The organism is Glycomyces albidus (assembly GCF_009451885.1).
Lineage (GTDB): Bacteria > Actinomycetota > Actinomycetes > Mycobacteriales > Micromonosporaceae > Glycomyces > Glycomyces albidus.
Genome location: NZ_WIAO01000028.1, coordinates 12,994 through 28,513 on the forward strand (window position 1 = coordinate 12,994; position 15,520 = coordinate 28,513).

A 15,520-nucleotide genomic window follows, 5' to 3' on the forward strand; every position below is an offset into this window, starting at 1 on the left:
CATCAGCGAAATACGAGGAGCCTTCAGGTGAACATCAGCACCCGCCGCGCCGCGGCCGCCCTGGCCCTGATCGGGACCGGGCTCGCCGCCGCCGCTTGCACGTCCGGAGCCGAGGACGACGCCACCCTCACCGTCTGCACCAACGTCCCCTTCGAGCCCTTCGAGTTCGAACAGGACGGCGAGTACGCCGGCTTCGACATCGACCTCATGAACCTCCTGGCCGAACGCCTCGACCAGGAGGTCGAGATTGTCGAGATCGGCTTCGAGTCGATCAGCTCCGGCGAGGCCCTCAACGCCGGCACCTGCGACATCGCCGCCGCCGGGCTCACCATCACCGAGGAGCGCCAGGCCGCCATGGGCATGTCCCAGGCGTACTACCGCGCCGACCAGGCCCTCGTCGTGCCCTCCGGCTCCGCCGTCGCCACCCTCGACGACCTCGGCGGCCTCCAGGTCGCCGTCCAGTCCGGCTCCACCGGCGAGGCGTACGCCAACGACAACGCCGAGCAGTACGGCTACGAGGTCGTCGCCTTCGAGTCCATGGGCGACATCGCCTCCGCGCTCACCGCCGGCAGCGTCGGCGCCTCCATCGCCGACCTCGCCACCTGGCAGCAGATGGTCGAGACCGCCACCGACCTCTCGCTCGTGCAGACCATCGAGACCGCCGAGCACTACGGCTTCGCCGTCCAGAAGGACGACACCGAGCTCCTCGACGAGGTCAACGCCATGCTCGACGAGATCTTCGCGGACGGCACCTACGCCGAGCTGTACGAGAAGTGGATCGGCGAGCCGTACACCGGGGACCTCGGCCAGTAGTGGACACCACCGCCACCGCGCCCGCCCGCCGCCGCATGACGCCCCGGCAGCGGCGCCGCCTCGCGCGCGGCATCCAGTACGCCGTCGTCATCGCCGTCGTCGCGGTCCTCGCCGCCGTCGCCGACTGGGGCCGGATCGCCGAGTCGTTCTTCCAGCTCGACATCGCCGCCGCCATGTTCCCGGCGGTGTGGACCTCGTTCTGGAACACGATCGTCTACACCGTCCTCGCGTTCGTCTTCGGCATGGTCGTCGGCGTGCCGATCGCGCTCATGCGCGTCTCCTCCTTCGCCCCCTACCGCTGGTTCGCCACCGGATACGTCGAGGTCTTCCGCGGCCTGCCCGCGCTCCTCGTGCTCTTCCTGGTCGGCTTCGGCGTCCCCCAGGCGTTCCCGGGCATCCAGTACCCCGGCGGCGTCTACGGGCAGGTCGCCATCGGCCTGGGCCTCACCTCCTCGGCCTACATCGCCGAGAGCGTCCGCGCCGGCATCCAGGCCGTCCCCAAGGGACAGGTCGAGGCCGCCCGATCCCTCGGCATGAGCCACACCCGCACCATGATCACCGTGGTCCTCCCGCAGGCACTGCGGATCGTCGTGCCGCCGTTGACGAACGAGCTCGTCATGCTCACCAAGGACTCCTCGCTCGTGTTCGTCCTCGGCGTCACCACCGCCACCATGGAACTGTCCAAGTTCGCCCGCAACGAGCTCACCGACTCGGCCAACGCCACTCCGCTGCTCGTCGGCGGCCTGCTCTACCTGCTGCTGACGATCCCGCTCGGCCTGCTGGCCCGCCGCCTCGAGCACAAAGGAGACGCCCGATGACCACGCGCGAAGCGGCCGGGGACGCGCCGATCGTCCGGATCGAGGGCCTGCACAAGCGCTTCGGCGACAACGAGGTGCTCCGCGGCATCGACCTGGAGATCGCCGAAGGCGAGGTGGTGTGCCTCATCGGGCCCTCCGGCTCCGGCAAGTCCACCCTGCTGCGCTGCGTCAACCTCCTCGAGGAGCCCACCGAAGGCACGATCACCGCCGCCGGGCACGACATGACCGGCCCCGACGCCGACCTCGACGCGGCCCGCTGCGACATCGGCATGGTCTTCCAGCACTTCAATCTCTTCAGCCACCTGTCGATCCTCGACAACGTGGCGATCGCGCAGCGGCGCGTCCGCAAGACCGGCCGCGCCGAGGCCGAAGCCGAGGCGCGCCGGCTCCTGGCCCAGGTCGGCATCGAAGGCAAGGAGCGGGCGCGGCCCTCCCAGCTCTCCGGCGGCCAGCAGCAGCGCGTGGCCATCGCCCGCGCGCTGGCGATGAAGCCGCGCCTCATGCTCTTCGACGAGCCGACCAGCGCCCTCGACCCCGAACTCGTCGGCGAGGTCCTCTCGGTCATGAAGGGCCTTGCCGCCGAAGGCATGACGATGCTCGTGGTCACCCACGAGATGGCCTTCGCCCGCGAGGTCGCCGACCGGGTCCTGTTCCTCGACGGCGGCGTCATCGTCGAGCAGGGCCCTCCGGCCGAGGTCCTCACCGACCCCAAGACCGAGCGGGCGCGCAGCTTCCTCCACCGCGTCCTCCACCCGGTCGACTGACATCATTGGAGGCATGAGCCTCCTCGAGAACACCGAGCGACCGCGCCATGACACGACCCGCGAAACGACGCTGTGGCGCGGCGGGCGGATCCTGAGCCCGACCCACCCGGACGCCACCGCCCTGCTCACCTCCGGCGACACGATCGCCTGGATCGGCGAGGACGCGGACGCGCCCGCCGCCGACCGCACCGTCGACCTCGAAGGGGCCCTGGTGACCCCGGCGTTCGTGGACTCGCACGTCCACCTCACCGGCACCGGGGCCTCGCTCACCGGCCTCCACCTCGCCGGCCTGCCCTCGGCCGCGGTCGTCCTCGACCGGGTCGCCGACTTCGCGGCCGCCCTCCCGCCCGACGCGATCGTCCTCGCCCACGGGTGGGACGAGACCGAATGGGACGACGCCGCACCGCCGACCTCCGAAGCCGTCGGCAACGCCGCCGGAGGCCGCCTGGCGTACCTCTCGCGCGCCTGTGGCCACATCGGCGTCGCCGGGCCCCGGCTCCTGGCGGAGCACCCCGAGTTCGCCGCCCTGGACGGCTACGACCCCTCCGGGCTCCTCACCCGCGCCGCCCACCGCGCCGCGCGGGCCACCGTCAACGCCGCCGTGCCCGTCTCCCAGCGCCTCGCGGCCGCCCGGGCCGGCCTCGCGCACGCCGCGAGCCTCGGCATCGCCGCGGTCGTCGAGCACTCCATCCCCAACGACGCCGACCCGCTCACCGAAGCCGAGTTCGCCGGCCTCGTCGCCCTCGGCAAGGAACCCGGCAATCCGGCCGTGTACGGCTGGTGGGGCGAACTGCGCGCCGCCGAGAAGGCCCGCGACCTCGGCGCCCACGGCTGCGGCGGCGACCTCTCCGCCGACGGCTCCCTCGGCGCCCGCACCGCATTCCTCCGTACGCCGTACGACGACGCGGACACGCTCGGCGCCGAATACCTCACCGCCGCCGAGATCGCCGACCACCTGCGCGAATGCCACCGCGTCGGCCTCTCCGCGGCCTTCCACGCCATCGGCGACGGCGCGATCGCCAACGTCCTCGACGGCCTCGACGCGGTCGAGCCGGAACTCGGCGTCGACGCCATCCGCCGCGCCAGGCACCGCATCGAGCACGCCGAGCTCCTCGACGCGGCGCTCATCGCCCGCATGGTCCACCACGGCGTCCACGCCTCCGTGCAGCCCGCCTTCGACGCCGCCTGGGGCGGCCCGAAGGGCATGTACGCGGCCCGGCTCGGGCGCGAGCGCGCGCTGGCGGCGAACCCGCTCTCGAAGCTCGCCGGCGTCGGCGTCCCGCTCGCCTTCGGATCGGACTCGCCGGTGACCGCACTGGACCCGTGGGGCGGCGTGAGAGCCGCCGTACGCCACTGGAACCCGGTCTCCCGCCTTCCGATGGCCGCGGCCTTCGCGGCGGCCACCAGGGGTGGCTGGAGGGCCCTGGGGATCGACGACTCCGGGTCTCTCGTCCCGAACACACGAGCCAATTTCACAGTGTGGGACCTCACCGCCGGGCGGCTCCCCGAGTTGAGTGACCCCGCCGCCCCGCAACCGGAGTGCAACCTCACGGTCGCCGCCGGGTCGCTCGTCTACTCGCGCGCGTGACCTGGCCCTGCGCTCGCGGCGGCGCCGATGCGAGAAATTTTGCCGGGACAAAATTCCGACCCGGTTGACGCCATCGGCGCTGATTGGCTTACGGTGGTCTGGTCCTCGGCGGAAGACCTGAAACGGTGGCCCGCCGAACGTCGGGGGCGACTCGACTTGCTTTGCTCCCACGCAGACTGGACAAGGTGGCAGCGCGGCCGCACTGCCACCGGCGGCCAGGTCCAGATCGCGGGGGTCGGCGGAGGAAGGCGGGCCGGTCGCCGGTGGTGGACCCGCGGCGGACGCCAGTGATCCCTAGACAACAACTCGTAGACGCTCAGCCAGACGGGTGCGAGTTGGTCCGAAGATCACCAGTGAACGCGGCAGGGGACACCGGCCGTACAGGGACTGGGAGAAACCCGTGCGAGGGGCGTAGCCGGACACAGCTACGCCCCTTTGCCGTCGCCGCAGTACGCTAGAGCCCCACCGGTCGCGAGCACTCCTCGCGCCGGTGCGCACGCCCGGCCAGCGCATGAGCGAGGAGCGCCCCACTTGAGCACCGTGATCGACGACGAACGCGACGCCCCTCCGGCCGGTGACGCCCCCGCGCCCCGGCGCCCCGCGCGCCGCCGTTTCGCCCTCCTGGTCGCCTCGCCGCTCGGGCGCCGCCTGAGCCTCCCCGCCGCGCTGGTCCTCGCCGCCGCCTCCGGCCTCCTCGCGGTCCTCGCGTTCCCGCCCTACGGGGCCTGGCCGCTCGCGGCCGTCTCCGTCGCCGGGCTCGGCGCGGCCGTCCACCGCCGCCGCCTCCGCGGCGGCCTCGGTATCGGCTTCGTCTACGGCATGGCGTTCTTCCTGCCGCTCCTGGCCTGGTCCTCGACGCAGGTCGGCCAGTGGCCCTGGCTGTTCCTGTCCGCGCTCGAAGCGCTCGGCACCGGCATCCTCGGCGCCGGGCTCGCCGTCTGCTCGCGCCTGATCGACCGCCGCCCCTGGATCTGGGCCCCGCTCACCGGCGTCGCCTGGGTCGCCCAAGAGGCCCTGCGCTCCCGCCAGCCCTTCGGCGGGTTCCCCTGGGGCCGCCTCGGCTTCAGCCAGGCCGACGCGCCCGCCGCAGGAGCCGCCTGGCTCGGCGGCGTCCCGCTCCTCAGCTTCGTCGTGGCCCTCTCCGGCGGATTCCTCCTCGCCGCCGGCTGCGCCCTGGCGACCCGCCGCCTCGGCGGACTCCGAACAGCCGCCGCATTCGTCGCGGCCGCGGCCGTCGCCTCGGTCGCCCCGCTCGCGCTGCCGACCGGATCGACCGCCCCCGCAGGCGAGACGGTGAACATCGCCGTCGTGCAGGGCAACGTCCCGCGCCTGGGCCTCGGCTTCAACGAGCAGCGCCGCGCCGTCCTCGACAACCACGTCCAGGCCACCCTCGACCTCGCCGACGCCGTCAACGAGGGCCGCGCCGAGCGCCCCGACTTCGTCGTCTGGCCCGAGAACGCCTCCGACATCGACCCGATCGAGAACGAGGACGCCTACGACCTCATCAGCGGGGCCGCGGCCGCGATCGGCGCGCCGATCGTCCTCGGCGGCATCGTCCACAACGACGACGGCACCGTCTCCAACATGAGCATCGTGTGGGACCCCGAGGACGGCCCGGTCCACATGTACTCCAAGCGCCACCCGGTGCCCTTCGCCGAGTACGTGCCCTACAAGGACTTCTTCAGCACCGTCGCCGGCTGGATCGACCCGCGCATGTCCGAGGGCCTCGACAGCGTCGCCGGCTTCGAGGCCGGCGACGGCGTCGGCCTCATCCCGGTGGGGGACACCGACATTTCCGGCCTCATCTGCTTCGAGATCGCCTTCGACGCCGAGACCCGCGACTCGGTCCTCGCCGGCTCCCAGCTCATCGTGGTCCAGACCAACAACGCCACCTTCGACACCAACGAGGCCCAGCAGCAGCTCGCGATGGTCCAGATCCGCTCGATCGAGCACGGCCGCGACGGCCTCATGGCCTCCACCGTCGGCGTCTCCGGCTTCACGGACGAGACCGGCGCGGTCTCCCAGGCGACCGAGTTCAACACCGCGGCCGTCATCCAGGCCGACCTGACGCCGTCCGACACCTCGACGCCGGCGACCACAATGGGTATTCTGCCTGAAGCGGTCCTCACCGGAGCGGCACTGGTGGCCCTGGCCTGCGCAATCGCCTTCAACATCCGGCACCGCCGCAGCCAGACCTAGAAAGCCGACGCCATGACACCACCACCGGACCGGAACGTCCCCGGCAGCGATGTCGGTCCGGCCATTGTGGCCATACCCACGTACAACGAGCGGGAGAACATCGAGACCACCGTCGCGGCGGCCCTCGACGGCTGCCCCGGCATCGACGTGCTCATCGTGGACGACAACTCGCCCGACGGGACCGGCGCGATCGCCGACGCGCTCGCCGACGCCCACGACAACGTCCACGTCCTCCACCGGCCCGAGAAGCAGGGGCTCGGCGCGGCCTACCTCGCCGCGTTCGCATGGGCCGCCGACCGCGACTACCGCATCGTCGTCGAGATGGACGCCGACGGCTCCCACGACCCGGCCGACCTGCCCCGGCTCCTCAAGGCCATCGACGACGGCGCCGAACTCTCGCTCGGGTCCCGGTACGTGCCCGGCGGCTCCGTCCGAAACTGGGCCCTCCACCGGCTCGCGCTCTCGCGATGCGCCGGGATCTACACCCGCGTCATGCTCGGCCTGCACGTCCAGGACGTCACGGCCGGCTACCGCGCCTACCGCCTCGACGCGCTCCAGAAGCTCCAGCTCGACACCGTCAACTCCGTCGGCTACTGCTTCCAGATCGACCTCACCTGGCGGGCGGTCAGGGCCGGGTTCACCATCAGCGAGGTCCCGATCGTCTTCACCGAGCGCCGCGCCGGCGCCTCGAAGATGAACGGCGCCATCACGGTCGAGGCCCTGTGGAATGTGACGAGGTGGGGGTTCGCCCACCGCGCACGGCAACTCCGGCGGGTCTTCTCCCGTGGCAGAATCGAGGGGTGACGCACCAGCATCCGCCGCAGGCATCGAAGCGGGCCCCGTTCGCACTCAGGCTCGCGCTGGCGGTGTGGGTCGTCTCGGAGGCCGCCGCCTTCTTCGGCCTCGTCTACCTCATCGGGTTCTTCTACACGTTCCTGATCTTCGCGGGCACGACCGCCCTCGGCGTCGCGCTCGTCGGCCATGTCGGCAGGAAGTCCTTCCGGGCCGCCCGCGACTACCTCAACTCGGGCGGCGACCCGTCCCGCGAACCCCCGAACGGGTACGCGCTCGCGGGCGCGTTCTGCCTGATCATCCCCGGCTTCGTCACCGACCTCGTCGGGCTGCTGCTCTTGTTCCCGCCGACCCGGTTCATCTTCCGGGGCCTGGGCCGCTGGATCGCGGCCCGCACGCCCGTGATGCGCTTCGGCGGCGGCGACGTCATCGACGGCCAGGTGATCGACGAGCGGGACTACGTCGACCCGGGCGACTTCGACGACGAGCCCCGCAAGTACGACAACGGACCCCGGTCGATCGACCAGGGTCCGTAAGTCCTGTCAGGGTCTCGCGCGCGAGACTCGCCGAGCTAGCGCTCGCCGCGGCGGGCGCGCATCTCCTGGAGGCGCTCGTCGAGGATCTCCTCGAGCTCCTCCATCGAGCGGCGCTCGAGCAGCATGTCCCAGTGGGTGCGCGGCGGCTTGACCTTCTTCGTCTCCGGCTCCTCGCCGTCGACGAGCTTGGCGGTGGTGCCGTCCAGACGGCACTCCCATGTGAGCGGGATCTCCGCTTCGACGGCGAAGGGCACCTCGAAGCGGTGGCCCTGCGGGCACACGTAATCGCGGGTCTGGCGGGGAGCCAGCTCCGTGTTGCGGTCCGATTCGTAGCTGACGGCGCCGAGACGCGAGCCTCTCAGCATTCTGTCGCCCATGTTCCCCTGCACTTCCTTTGAGCACTTGCACCACGCTGCCGGCCGTCGCTCTGGCCGAACGGTTCCATCCCCGGCCGATCACGCCGATTCGCGGGGTTTCGCTTCGTACAACGCCCGGGCGAGCCCGGATCCTTCCCGGGGGCGCCCTGAGCGAGGACCCCCAAGTGTGGCCCGGCTTCGGGCACGGCGGCCACGGACGTCCCCTTGAAGTGTGACACAACACCGGGCCCGATCCGCGCGGGCGAGCACGTGAGATGCCGCTCGCGACCCGTGCGAAGGCGGTGCGAACGGTGCGTGAGCGACGCGTGAACGCCGATCGGGTCGCATCAGGCGTGGACGGGCCCAGTATGGTGTGCATCAGACAAGGAGTTCTCACATGCACGTGCTTGGAATCGACTTCGGAACCTCGAACACCGTCGCCGTGCTGCGTTCGGCCGACGGACGCGTACGCCCGCTGCTGTTCGACGGCGCTCCGATCCTGCCCTCGGCGGTCTACTACAACTCCGACGGCCGCATGCTCGTCGGCCGCGACGCCGAGCGCAACGCCCGCATGGACCCCGCGAGGTTCGAGCCGAACCCGAAGCGCCGCATCGACGACGGCTCGCTGTTCCTCGGCACCTCCGAGATCCCGGTGCCCCAGGTGTTCGCGTACGTGCTCCAACAGGTGGCCCTCGAGGCCCAGCGCCAGGCCGGCCAGATGCCCGGGCAGGTCCGCCTGACCCACCCCGCCCGCTGGGGCGAGCGCCGCCGCTCGATCCTGGTCGACTCCGCGCGCCTCGCGGGGCTGCCCGCCCCGCAGCTCATCCCCGAGCCGGTCGCCGCGGCCTCCTACTTCACGTCGGTGCTCGGCACCGCCGTCCCGCCCGGGCGCTCCCTGGCGATCTACGACCTCGGCGGCGGCACCTTCGACGCCACGGTCGTGCGCCGCACCCAGACCGGCTTCGAGGTCCTCGCCGAGGAGGGCATCGGCGACATCGGCGGCCTCGACTTTGACCACGGCATCGTCGAGCACCTCGGCAAGACCTACGGCGCCTCCCACCCCGCCGAATGGCAGCGGCTCCTCACCCCCTCCGACGACCGCGACCGCCGCTACCGCCGGATGCTCTACGAGGACGTGCGCGGCGCCAAGGAGACCCTTTCGCGCACCGCCAGCGCCGACATCCACCTGCCCGCGCTCGAGGTCGACGCGCACCTGACGCGCGCCGAGTTCGAGGACATCGCCCGGCCGCCGCTCGAGCGGACCGTGGACTGCCTCCAGCGGGCCATCAGCTCGGCCCGCATGAACCCGGCTGACCTCGTCGGGATCTTCCTCGTCGGCGGCTCCTCGCGCATCCCGATGATCTCGCAGCTCATCCACTCCAAACTGGGTGTGCCGCCGCAGACGTTCGAGCAGCCCGAGACCGTCGTCGTCGAAGGCGCGGTCCGCGCCGCCTCCGGGCCGGCGCCGGCCGACCAGCCGATGACCCGCCCGACCTCGGGCGGGCCCGTCTCGCCCGCGGGGCACATGTCGGCGCCGCGCCCGCCCGTGCAGGCGCCGCCGGTCCAGGCCCCGCAGATGCTGCCGCCGCAGACGAACTACCAGCCGTCCCCGGCCGCGCAGCCGAGCTACCAGCAGCAGACCGCGAAGCGGCCGCTGACGCAGGAGCCGGCCGTCCTCGTCACCGGTGCGGCCGTCATCGTCCTGCTCGTGGTGTTCTTCGTGCTCTTGATGGTCATCATCAGCTAGGCCGCGGCCTCAGCCCGAGCGCAGGCCCTTCCGCAGCCGCTCCAGGCCCTCCTCCAGGACGGCCCGGGGCTTGCAGAACGTGAAGCGGACCTCCGGCCGGGGCGCCGAGGGGTCCGCGTAGAACACCTGGTTCGGGATCGCCACGACCCCGCACCGCTCGGGCAGGTCGAGGCAGAACGCCATGCCGTCCCCGTATCCGAGCGGGGCGGCGCTGGTGGTGATGAAGTATGTGCCCTGCGGCTCGTACACGGCGAATCCGAGCTCGGCCAGGCCCGCCGCGAGCAGTCCGCGCCGCTCGGCGTACCCGGCGAGGTAGTCCTCGTAGTACTCCGGCCCGGACGCGAGCGCGGCGGCGATCCCGTACTGGAACGGGGTCCCCGAGGCGAACGACAGGTACTGCTTGACGCCCTTGACGCGGTCGATGAGCGCGGCCGGGCCGGTGGCCCAGCCGATCTTCCAGCCGGTCACCGAGAACGTCTTCCCGGCCGAGCCGATGCTCACCGTCCGCTCCCACATGCCCGGCAGCGCGGCCAGCGGCAGGTGCTCGCCCTCGAACACCAGGTGCTCGTACACCTCGTCGGTGACGACGACCAGGTCCCGCTCGGCCGCGACCCGCGCGATCGCCTCGAGTTCGGCGCGGTCGAGGACCGTCCCGGTCGGGTTGTGCGGGGAGTTCACGAGCAGCATCCGGGTGCGGTCGGTGACGAGGCCGCCCAGGCGCTCGAGGTCCGGCCGGAACCCGGGGGCCTCGAGCCGCCACGGCACGATCGTCCCGCCCGCCAGCTCCACCGACGCCTTGTACGAGTCGTAGAACGGCTCCATCGCCACGACCTCGTCGCCGGGCCGCACGAACGCGAGCATCGCGGCCGCGATCGCCTCCGTCGCGCCGGCGGTCACCACGATCTCGTCCTCCACGGCAGGATCGAGCCCGTACCAGTGGCGCTGGTGGGCCGCGATCGCCTCGCGCAGCTCGGGGACGCCGGCGAGCGGCGGGTACTGGTTGCGGCCCTCGCGCATCGCGGCGGCGGCGGCCTCGATGACGTAGTCGGGGCCCGACTCGTCAGGGAAGCCCTGCCCGAGGTTCACGGCCCCGTGCCGCTGCGCGAGCGCGGACATGACGGTGAAGATGGTGGTCTGCGGTGCGGCCGGGCCCGATCGGTCCATGGGTTCCTCCTCTGCGAACCCGGCCATCATCGCGGCTCACCCGTTCCGGGCCGAACGCGCCCTCCCCGCATCGCCGCCGGCGAGCCCGGCGGCGATGCGGGCTGCGATGCGCTCCCGCGACGCGGCGGTGCGCGCCTGCAGCAGCGGCAGCATGAGCGCGTACCGCTCGCTCCTGGGCAGGGCCGCGAAGGCGGCCCCGGCCGCCGGGTCAGCCGCGAGTGCGGCGGTGAGCTCCGGCGGGACCGCGGCGGTGCGCTGCGGCTCGTACGCGGCCTCCCAGCGGCCGTCGGCCTTCGCCTCCGCGATCCGCGCCGCCCCCGCCGGGCGCATCCGCCCGGCGGCGGTGAGCGCTTCGGCCTTGGCCCGGTTCACCTGCGACCAGGGGCTCTTCGCCCGGCGCGGCGAGTACCGCTGGAGGAACGAGTCGCCGTCGAGGGCCTTGCGCTGCCCGTCGATCCAGCCGAAGCACAGCGCCGCGTCGAGCGCGTCCTCGATCCCGATGAGCGCGAGCGGCGAGCGCCGCTTGCCGATCCGCAGCCACGCCTCGGGCGCGCTCGCATGGTGCTCCTCGAGCCAGGCCTCCCAGGCCGCGAGGTCGGCGAACTCGAGGGCGCTCACGCCCGCGCCTCCGCGGCGCCGGCGAGCACGTCCAGGTAGTGCTGGTTGAACATGACGCCGAGGACGTTCCCGAACGGGTCCACGAAGGACGCCGTCACGAACCCGTCGCCGCGCACGGTCTTCGGCTCGTGCTCCTCGGCGCCCAGGGCGGTCAGGCGCTCGATGGCGGCGTCGAGGTCGTCGACGTGCCAGTAGGCGATCTGCCCGCCCGGGGCCGCGCTCATGTCGTGCGGCGCCCAGCTCCCCTTGACCAGGCCCAGCTCGTGCCCGTAGTCGCCCACGCGGAACTCGGCGTACCCGCCGGCGACCTCGAAGTACGCCTCGATGCCGAGCAGCTCGGCGTACCACGCCTTGGCGGCGTCCAGGTCGTCGGCGAAATAGGTGACGGTGGCGAATCCTCGCAACATGGCTCTCTCCTTCTTTGTCGCTGCACCCCACGCTATGGGCCATTGCGGAAGATTCGCTTCCGCAATGCGTGGGAGAATCGGAGAATGCTGGAGACCTCGGCGCGGCTGCTGCGCCTCCTGGCCCTCCTCCAGGCCCGCCGCGACTGGACCGGTGCGGCGCTGGCCGAGCGCCTGGAAGTGAGCACCCGGACCGTGCGCGCCGACGTCGACCGGCTGCGGCAGCTCGGGTACCGGGTCGCCTCCACCACCGGCAGCGCCGGCGGCTACCGGCTCGAAGCCGGGAACGCCATGCCGCCCCTGCTCCTGGACGACGACGAGGCCGTGGCGGTCGCCCTCGGCCTGCGCGCGGCTGCCTCCGGTTCGGTGTCGGGGATCGAGGAGACCTCGCTGCGGGCCCTCGCCAAGCTGGAGCAGACGATGCCTTCGCGGCTGCGGCGCCGGATCGACGTGCTGCGCTCGGCGACCGTGTCGGCCCCGGCGGCCGGCCCGGCCGTGGACGCGGCGGTCCTGACCGCGATCGCCGAGGCCGTGCACCGGAGCGAGCAGCTCCGGTTCGACTACCTCGACCGCGCGGGGGAGTGGACGCGCCGCCGGGCCGAACCCCACCGGCTCGTCTACACCGGACGTCGCTGGTACCTGCTGGCCTGGGACGCCGACCGGTCGGACTGGCGGACGTTCCGCGCCGACCGGGTCCGGCCGCGGACCCCGAACGGCCCGCGGTTCGCGCCGAAGGAGCCGCCGGAGGAGGCGGTCGCGCACGTCCTCAGAGGCGTCGGGCAGTCGGCGTGGCGCCACCGCGCCCGCATCCGCTTCCAGGTGCCGCTGGAGGAGGCCGCCGAGCGGCTGCCGCCCGACAGCGGCCTGCTCGAGCCCCTGGACGGACGCGAATGCCTGTGGGAGACCGGAAGCGACTCCCTGCGCGATCTCGCCCGGTACACCGCCGGTCTCGATCTTCCGTTCACTGTGGACGAACCGAAAGCACTGCGAGCGGAGCTGCGGGCCCTCGCTGAGCGGCTGCTGAGCGCCTAGTGCCCGTCCTGTGAGTCCGGCCGGACCGGCTCACTCCCGGCGGCTGCGACGATCGCTTTGATGCGACGCCGGCGCTCTTCGGAGCGGGTGAGCAGATGGCGTCGGCCGGATCCGCAGAACGGGCCTGCGGGCCGCCGCCGCAGCCGTTCGTTCCCCGGGGGCGCCGGTCTGCCGCCGTCCGCGGGCCTCACCGCCGGCGGCGATCGCACCGCTATCCGTCCGCGGCGAGCTTCCCGAGGAGCATCGCGAGGGTGGCCCGCTCCCGCTCGGTGAGGCCATCCAGGAGCCGCCGCTGGTTCTCGAGGTGCTCGGCGATGAGCCGGTCGGTCAGCTCGATCCCCTTGGGCGTCAAGGCGATCTGCCGCCCGCGGGCGTCGTCGTCGGCGACCGACCGGGCGACGAGCCCCTTGGCCTCGAGCCGGTCGACGCGCTTGGTGATCGCGCCGGTCGTGACGAGGACCGTGCGGCTCAGCTCGCCCGCCGAGAGCGCGTACGGCTCGCCCGAGCGCCGCAGCGCCGCGAGGACGTCGAAGTCGCCGTTGCCGAGCCCGGCCTCGGCGAACGGCGGGCGCAGCCGCCGGTCGAACTCGTCGACGAGCCGGAACAGCCGGCCCACCACGAGCATCGGCGAGGCGTCCAGATCGGGGCGCTCGCGCCGCCACTGGCCGACCATGTCGGCGACACCGTCGTTCCGAATGGCTCGGCCGTTCCGAGTGGTGTTGTCGTTCCCCATGGCTTGCATTCTAGCTTCCAAGTAAGATATTATGTCTTCCATGGAAGATAAATTGCCCGTGGACTGCTACGTCGACCCCGCCTGCCCCTTCGCCTGGATCTCCTCCCGCTGGCTCATCGAAGTCGAGCGGCAGACTCCGATCGACCTGCGCTTCAAGCTCATGAGCCTCGCCGTCCTCAACGAAGGCCGCGATCTCGAACCCTGGTACCGCGAGTTCAACGACCGCGCCTGGGGCCCCGCCCGCGTCTGCGCCGCCGCCGTGCGCCGGTTCGGCCCGGAGGTCCTGCGCGGCCTCTACACCGCCCTCGGCACCCGCATCCACCCCGGGCGCGACAAGGACTACCCCGCCGTCATCGCCGCCGCCCTCGCCGAGACCGGCCTCCCCGCAGACCTCGCCGACGCCGCCGCGACCGACGCCCACGACGCGTTCCTGCGCGCCGCCCACGCCGAGAGCCAGGCGGCCGTCGGCGAAGCGGCCGGCACCCCGGTCGTCGCGATCGACGGCACCGCCTTCTTCGGCCCCGTCCTCTCCGCGATCCCGGCAGGGGACGACGCCGTCCGCCTCTTCGAAGCCGTGCGCACCCTCGCCGGGCAGCGCGCCTTCGCCGAACTCAAACGAGGCCGCGATGCGCTCGACTTCTCCTGACGGCGCGCGGCGCCGCTTCATCGGTGCCAGCTTCGTCGACGCCCTCGGACAAGGCGTCTATGTACCGCTCACCATGCTGTTCGTCCACGCCCTCACCGGCCAGTCCCTCACCGCGATCGGCACCGGCCTCACCCTCGCCGGGCTCGGCGCGCTCGCCTCCATGCCCGCCGTCGGCTCCCTCATCGACCGCTTCGGCGGCAAACGCGTCTACATCGGCGCGCTCGCCGTGCGCGCCGTCGGCTTCGCGCTCTACCCGCTCGCCCACTCCTACGCCGCGTTCCTCGCCGTCGCCCTTCTCGTCGCCGTCGCCATGTGGGCCGCGCCGCCGAGCCAGCAGTCCCTCATCGGCGACATGGCCGACGGCGCCGAACGCGACCGCCTCCTCTCCTGGGACCGCAGCCTCCGCAACGGCGGTATGGGCTTCGGCAGCCTCGCCGCCGCCGGGATGCTCGCCGTCGACGCCACCGCCGGCTTCCTCGCGGCCGCCGCGCTCCTCGCCGCCGCCTGCGCCGCCGCGGCCCTCATCGTCGCCTCCATCCCGGTCGCCCGCCGCACCGCGCCCAAACCCGAGGACGCCCCGGGCGGCTACCGCGAAGTCCTCGCCGACCGGCCCTACCTCGCCATCACCGCCGCGAACTTCCTCATCGGCTTCGGGTACACCGCCCAGGCCATCGCCCTCCCGGTGTTCCTCACCCGCGACGTCGGCCTCCCCGACGCGCTCGCGGGCGCGGTCTTCGCCGCCAACACCGCACTGGTCGCCGTCTTCGGCGTGCCCGTCGCCCGCGCCATGGCCCGGGCCCGCCGCGCCCGCGGCGCCGCGCTCGGCACCGCCGTCTTCGCGTTCTCCTTCGCCGCCTTCGCATTCCTGCCCGCGCTCGGCGGCGGCGCCGCGGCGGTCCTGGCGATCGCCGTCGTCTACACCGCGGGGGAGCTGATCCACTCCGCGCCCGCCCAGAGCCTCTCGGTCCACGCCGCCCGCGACCACATCCGGGGCCGCTACCTCTCGGTCTACCAGCTCTCCTGGTCCCTGTGCCGCACCGTCGCCCCCATGGTCCTCGGGCTCCTCCTCGACGCCGGCACATGGCAGCTCTGGGCGGTCCTGGCCGCCGCCGTCCTCGCCGGAGGACTCATCCTCCTGTGCACCGAGCGGTTCCTCCCCGCCCACGCCGCCGCCGCGCGCCCCGAACCGGTCCTGGCGGCCGCCTGACATTCAGCCGTTCGGCGGATACGTTGCGCACCCGAGTCGTCACCCATCGCGCGTAGCCTGAGGTGGAGGCCGCACTCCGCCGCCCGACGATCCCCTTAGGAGG

16 protein-coding genes are annotated in these 15,520 nt (G+C 72.6%); 11 read left to right on the forward strand and 5 right to left on the reverse strand.

Going from position 1 to position 15,520, the window contains the following annotated elements:
- Window positions 1–27: 27 nt before the first annotated feature.
- From GFD30_RS19475 to GFD30_RS19505, 7 genes are all read left to right on the forward strand, one after another.
- Entirely contained in the window at window positions 28–813 is a 786-nt protein-coding gene (locus GFD30_RS19475; RefSeq protein ID WP_194202025.1) for a transporter substrate-binding domain-containing protein, read from the forward strand.
- 35 nt (window positions 814–848) lie between these two features.
- Window positions 849–1,631, forward strand: coding sequence for an amino acid ABC transporter permease (locus tag GFD30_RS19480; RefSeq protein ID WP_153026902.1), 783 nt, complete (start codon window positions 849–851; stop codon window positions 1,629–1,631).
- Complete coding sequence (locus GFD30_RS19485; protein WP_153026853.1) at window positions 1,628–2,395, forward strand: amino acid ABC transporter ATP-binding protein; 768 nt, start codon at window positions 1,628–1,630, stop codon at window positions 2,393–2,395. The genes GFD30_RS19480 and GFD30_RS19485 overlap by 4 nt, the downstream gene beginning before the upstream one ends.
- Window positions 2,396–2,408: 13 nt before the next feature.
- Window positions 2,409–3,983 (forward strand): amidohydrolase, encoded by a 1,575-nt coding sequence (locus GFD30_RS19490; protein ID WP_153026854.1) that lies wholly within the window; start codon window positions 2,409–2,411, stop codon window positions 3,981–3,983.
- Between the two features lie 540 nt (window positions 3,984–4,523).
- Window positions 4,524–6,182 carry an apolipoprotein N-acyltransferase gene (gene lnt, locus GFD30_RS19495; RefSeq protein ID WP_322633435.1) on the forward strand — a complete coding sequence of 553 codons (1,659 nt, stop codon included), beginning with the start codon at window positions 4,524–4,526 and terminating at the stop codon, window positions 6,180–6,182.
- A gap of 12 nt (window positions 6,183–6,194) precedes the next feature.
- Window positions 6,195–6,986: a polyprenol monophosphomannose synthase gene (locus GFD30_RS19500; RefSeq protein ID WP_153026855.1), complete on the forward strand. Its 792-nt coding sequence runs from the start codon at window positions 6,195–6,197 to the stop codon at window positions 6,984–6,986.
- Window positions 6,983–7,510 carry an FxsA family protein gene (locus GFD30_RS19505; RefSeq protein ID WP_153026856.1) on the forward strand — a complete coding sequence of 176 codons (528 nt, stop codon included), beginning with the start codon at window positions 6,983–6,985 and terminating at the stop codon, window positions 7,508–7,510. Before GFD30_RS19500 ends, GFD30_RS19505 begins: the two co-directional genes overlap by 4 nt.
- Before the next feature lie 35 nt (window positions 7,511–7,545).
- Here the strand turns inward: GFD30_RS19505 and GFD30_RS19510 are convergent, their stop codons facing one another.
- Window positions 7,546–7,887: an RNA polymerase-binding protein RbpA gene (locus tag GFD30_RS19510; RefSeq protein WP_091028371.1), complete on the reverse strand. Its 342-nt coding sequence runs from the start codon at window positions 7,885–7,887 to the stop codon at window positions 7,546–7,548.
- Between the two features lie 376 nt (window positions 7,888–8,263).
- Between GFD30_RS19510 and GFD30_RS19515 the strand changes: the two genes are divergently transcribed.
- On the forward strand, window positions 8,264–9,613 hold the full coding sequence (locus GFD30_RS19515) for an Hsp70 family protein (protein ID WP_153026857.1): 1,350 nt from the start codon (window positions 8,264–8,266) through the stop codon (window positions 9,611–9,613).
- 9 nt (window positions 9,614–9,622) lie between these two features.
- Here the strand turns inward: GFD30_RS19515 and GFD30_RS19520 are convergent, their stop codons facing one another.
- From GFD30_RS19520 to GFD30_RS19530, 3 genes are read right to left on the reverse strand one after another with little or no spacing between them, the layout of a single operon-like run.
- Entirely contained in the window at window positions 9,623–10,777 is a 1,155-nt protein-coding gene (locus tag GFD30_RS19520) for an aminotransferase class I/II-fold pyridoxal phosphate-dependent enzyme (protein WP_227996683.1), read from the reverse strand.
- Window positions 10,778–10,813: 36 nt separating this feature from the next.
- Complete coding sequence (locus GFD30_RS28060) at window positions 10,814–11,395, reverse strand: YdeI/OmpD-associated family protein (RefSeq protein WP_322633430.1); 582 nt, start codon at window positions 11,393–11,395, stop codon at window positions 10,814–10,816.
- Window positions 11,392–11,802, reverse strand: coding sequence for a VOC family protein (locus GFD30_RS19530; RefSeq protein WP_153026859.1), 411 nt, complete (start codon window positions 11,800–11,802; stop codon window positions 11,392–11,394). The genes GFD30_RS28060 and GFD30_RS19530 overlap by 4 nt, the downstream gene beginning before the upstream one ends.
- Window positions 11,803–11,886: 84 nt before the next feature.
- Here GFD30_RS19530 and GFD30_RS19535 point away from each other — a divergent pair, with 84 nt between their 5' ends.
- Window positions 11,887–12,831 carry a helix-turn-helix transcriptional regulator gene (locus GFD30_RS19535; protein ID WP_153026860.1) on the forward strand — a complete coding sequence of 315 codons (945 nt, stop codon included), beginning with the start codon at window positions 11,887–11,889 and terminating at the stop codon, window positions 12,829–12,831.
- 211 nt (window positions 12,832–13,042) lie between these two features.
- On the opposite strand, the gene GFD30_RS19540 is transcribed toward GFD30_RS19535, so the two are convergent.
- On the reverse strand, window positions 13,043–13,564 hold the full coding sequence (locus tag GFD30_RS19540) for a MarR family winged helix-turn-helix transcriptional regulator (protein WP_153026861.1): 522 nt from the start codon (window positions 13,562–13,564) through the stop codon (window positions 13,043–13,045).
- 40 nt (window positions 13,565–13,604) lie between these two features.
- Between GFD30_RS19540 and GFD30_RS19545 the strand changes: the two genes are divergently transcribed.
- A complete protein-coding gene (locus GFD30_RS19545) occupies window positions 13,605–14,210 on the forward strand; it encodes a mycothiol-dependent nitroreductase Rv2466c family protein (RefSeq protein WP_194202027.1) in 606 nt (201 codons plus the stop codon).
- Window positions 14,191–15,417, forward strand: a complete 1,227-nt coding sequence (locus GFD30_RS19550) for an MFS transporter (protein WP_153026863.1) — start codon at window positions 14,191–14,193, stop codon at window positions 15,415–15,417. The genes GFD30_RS19545 and GFD30_RS19550 overlap by 20 nt, the downstream gene beginning before the upstream one ends.
- Window positions 15,418–15,520 lie beyond the last annotated feature (103 nt).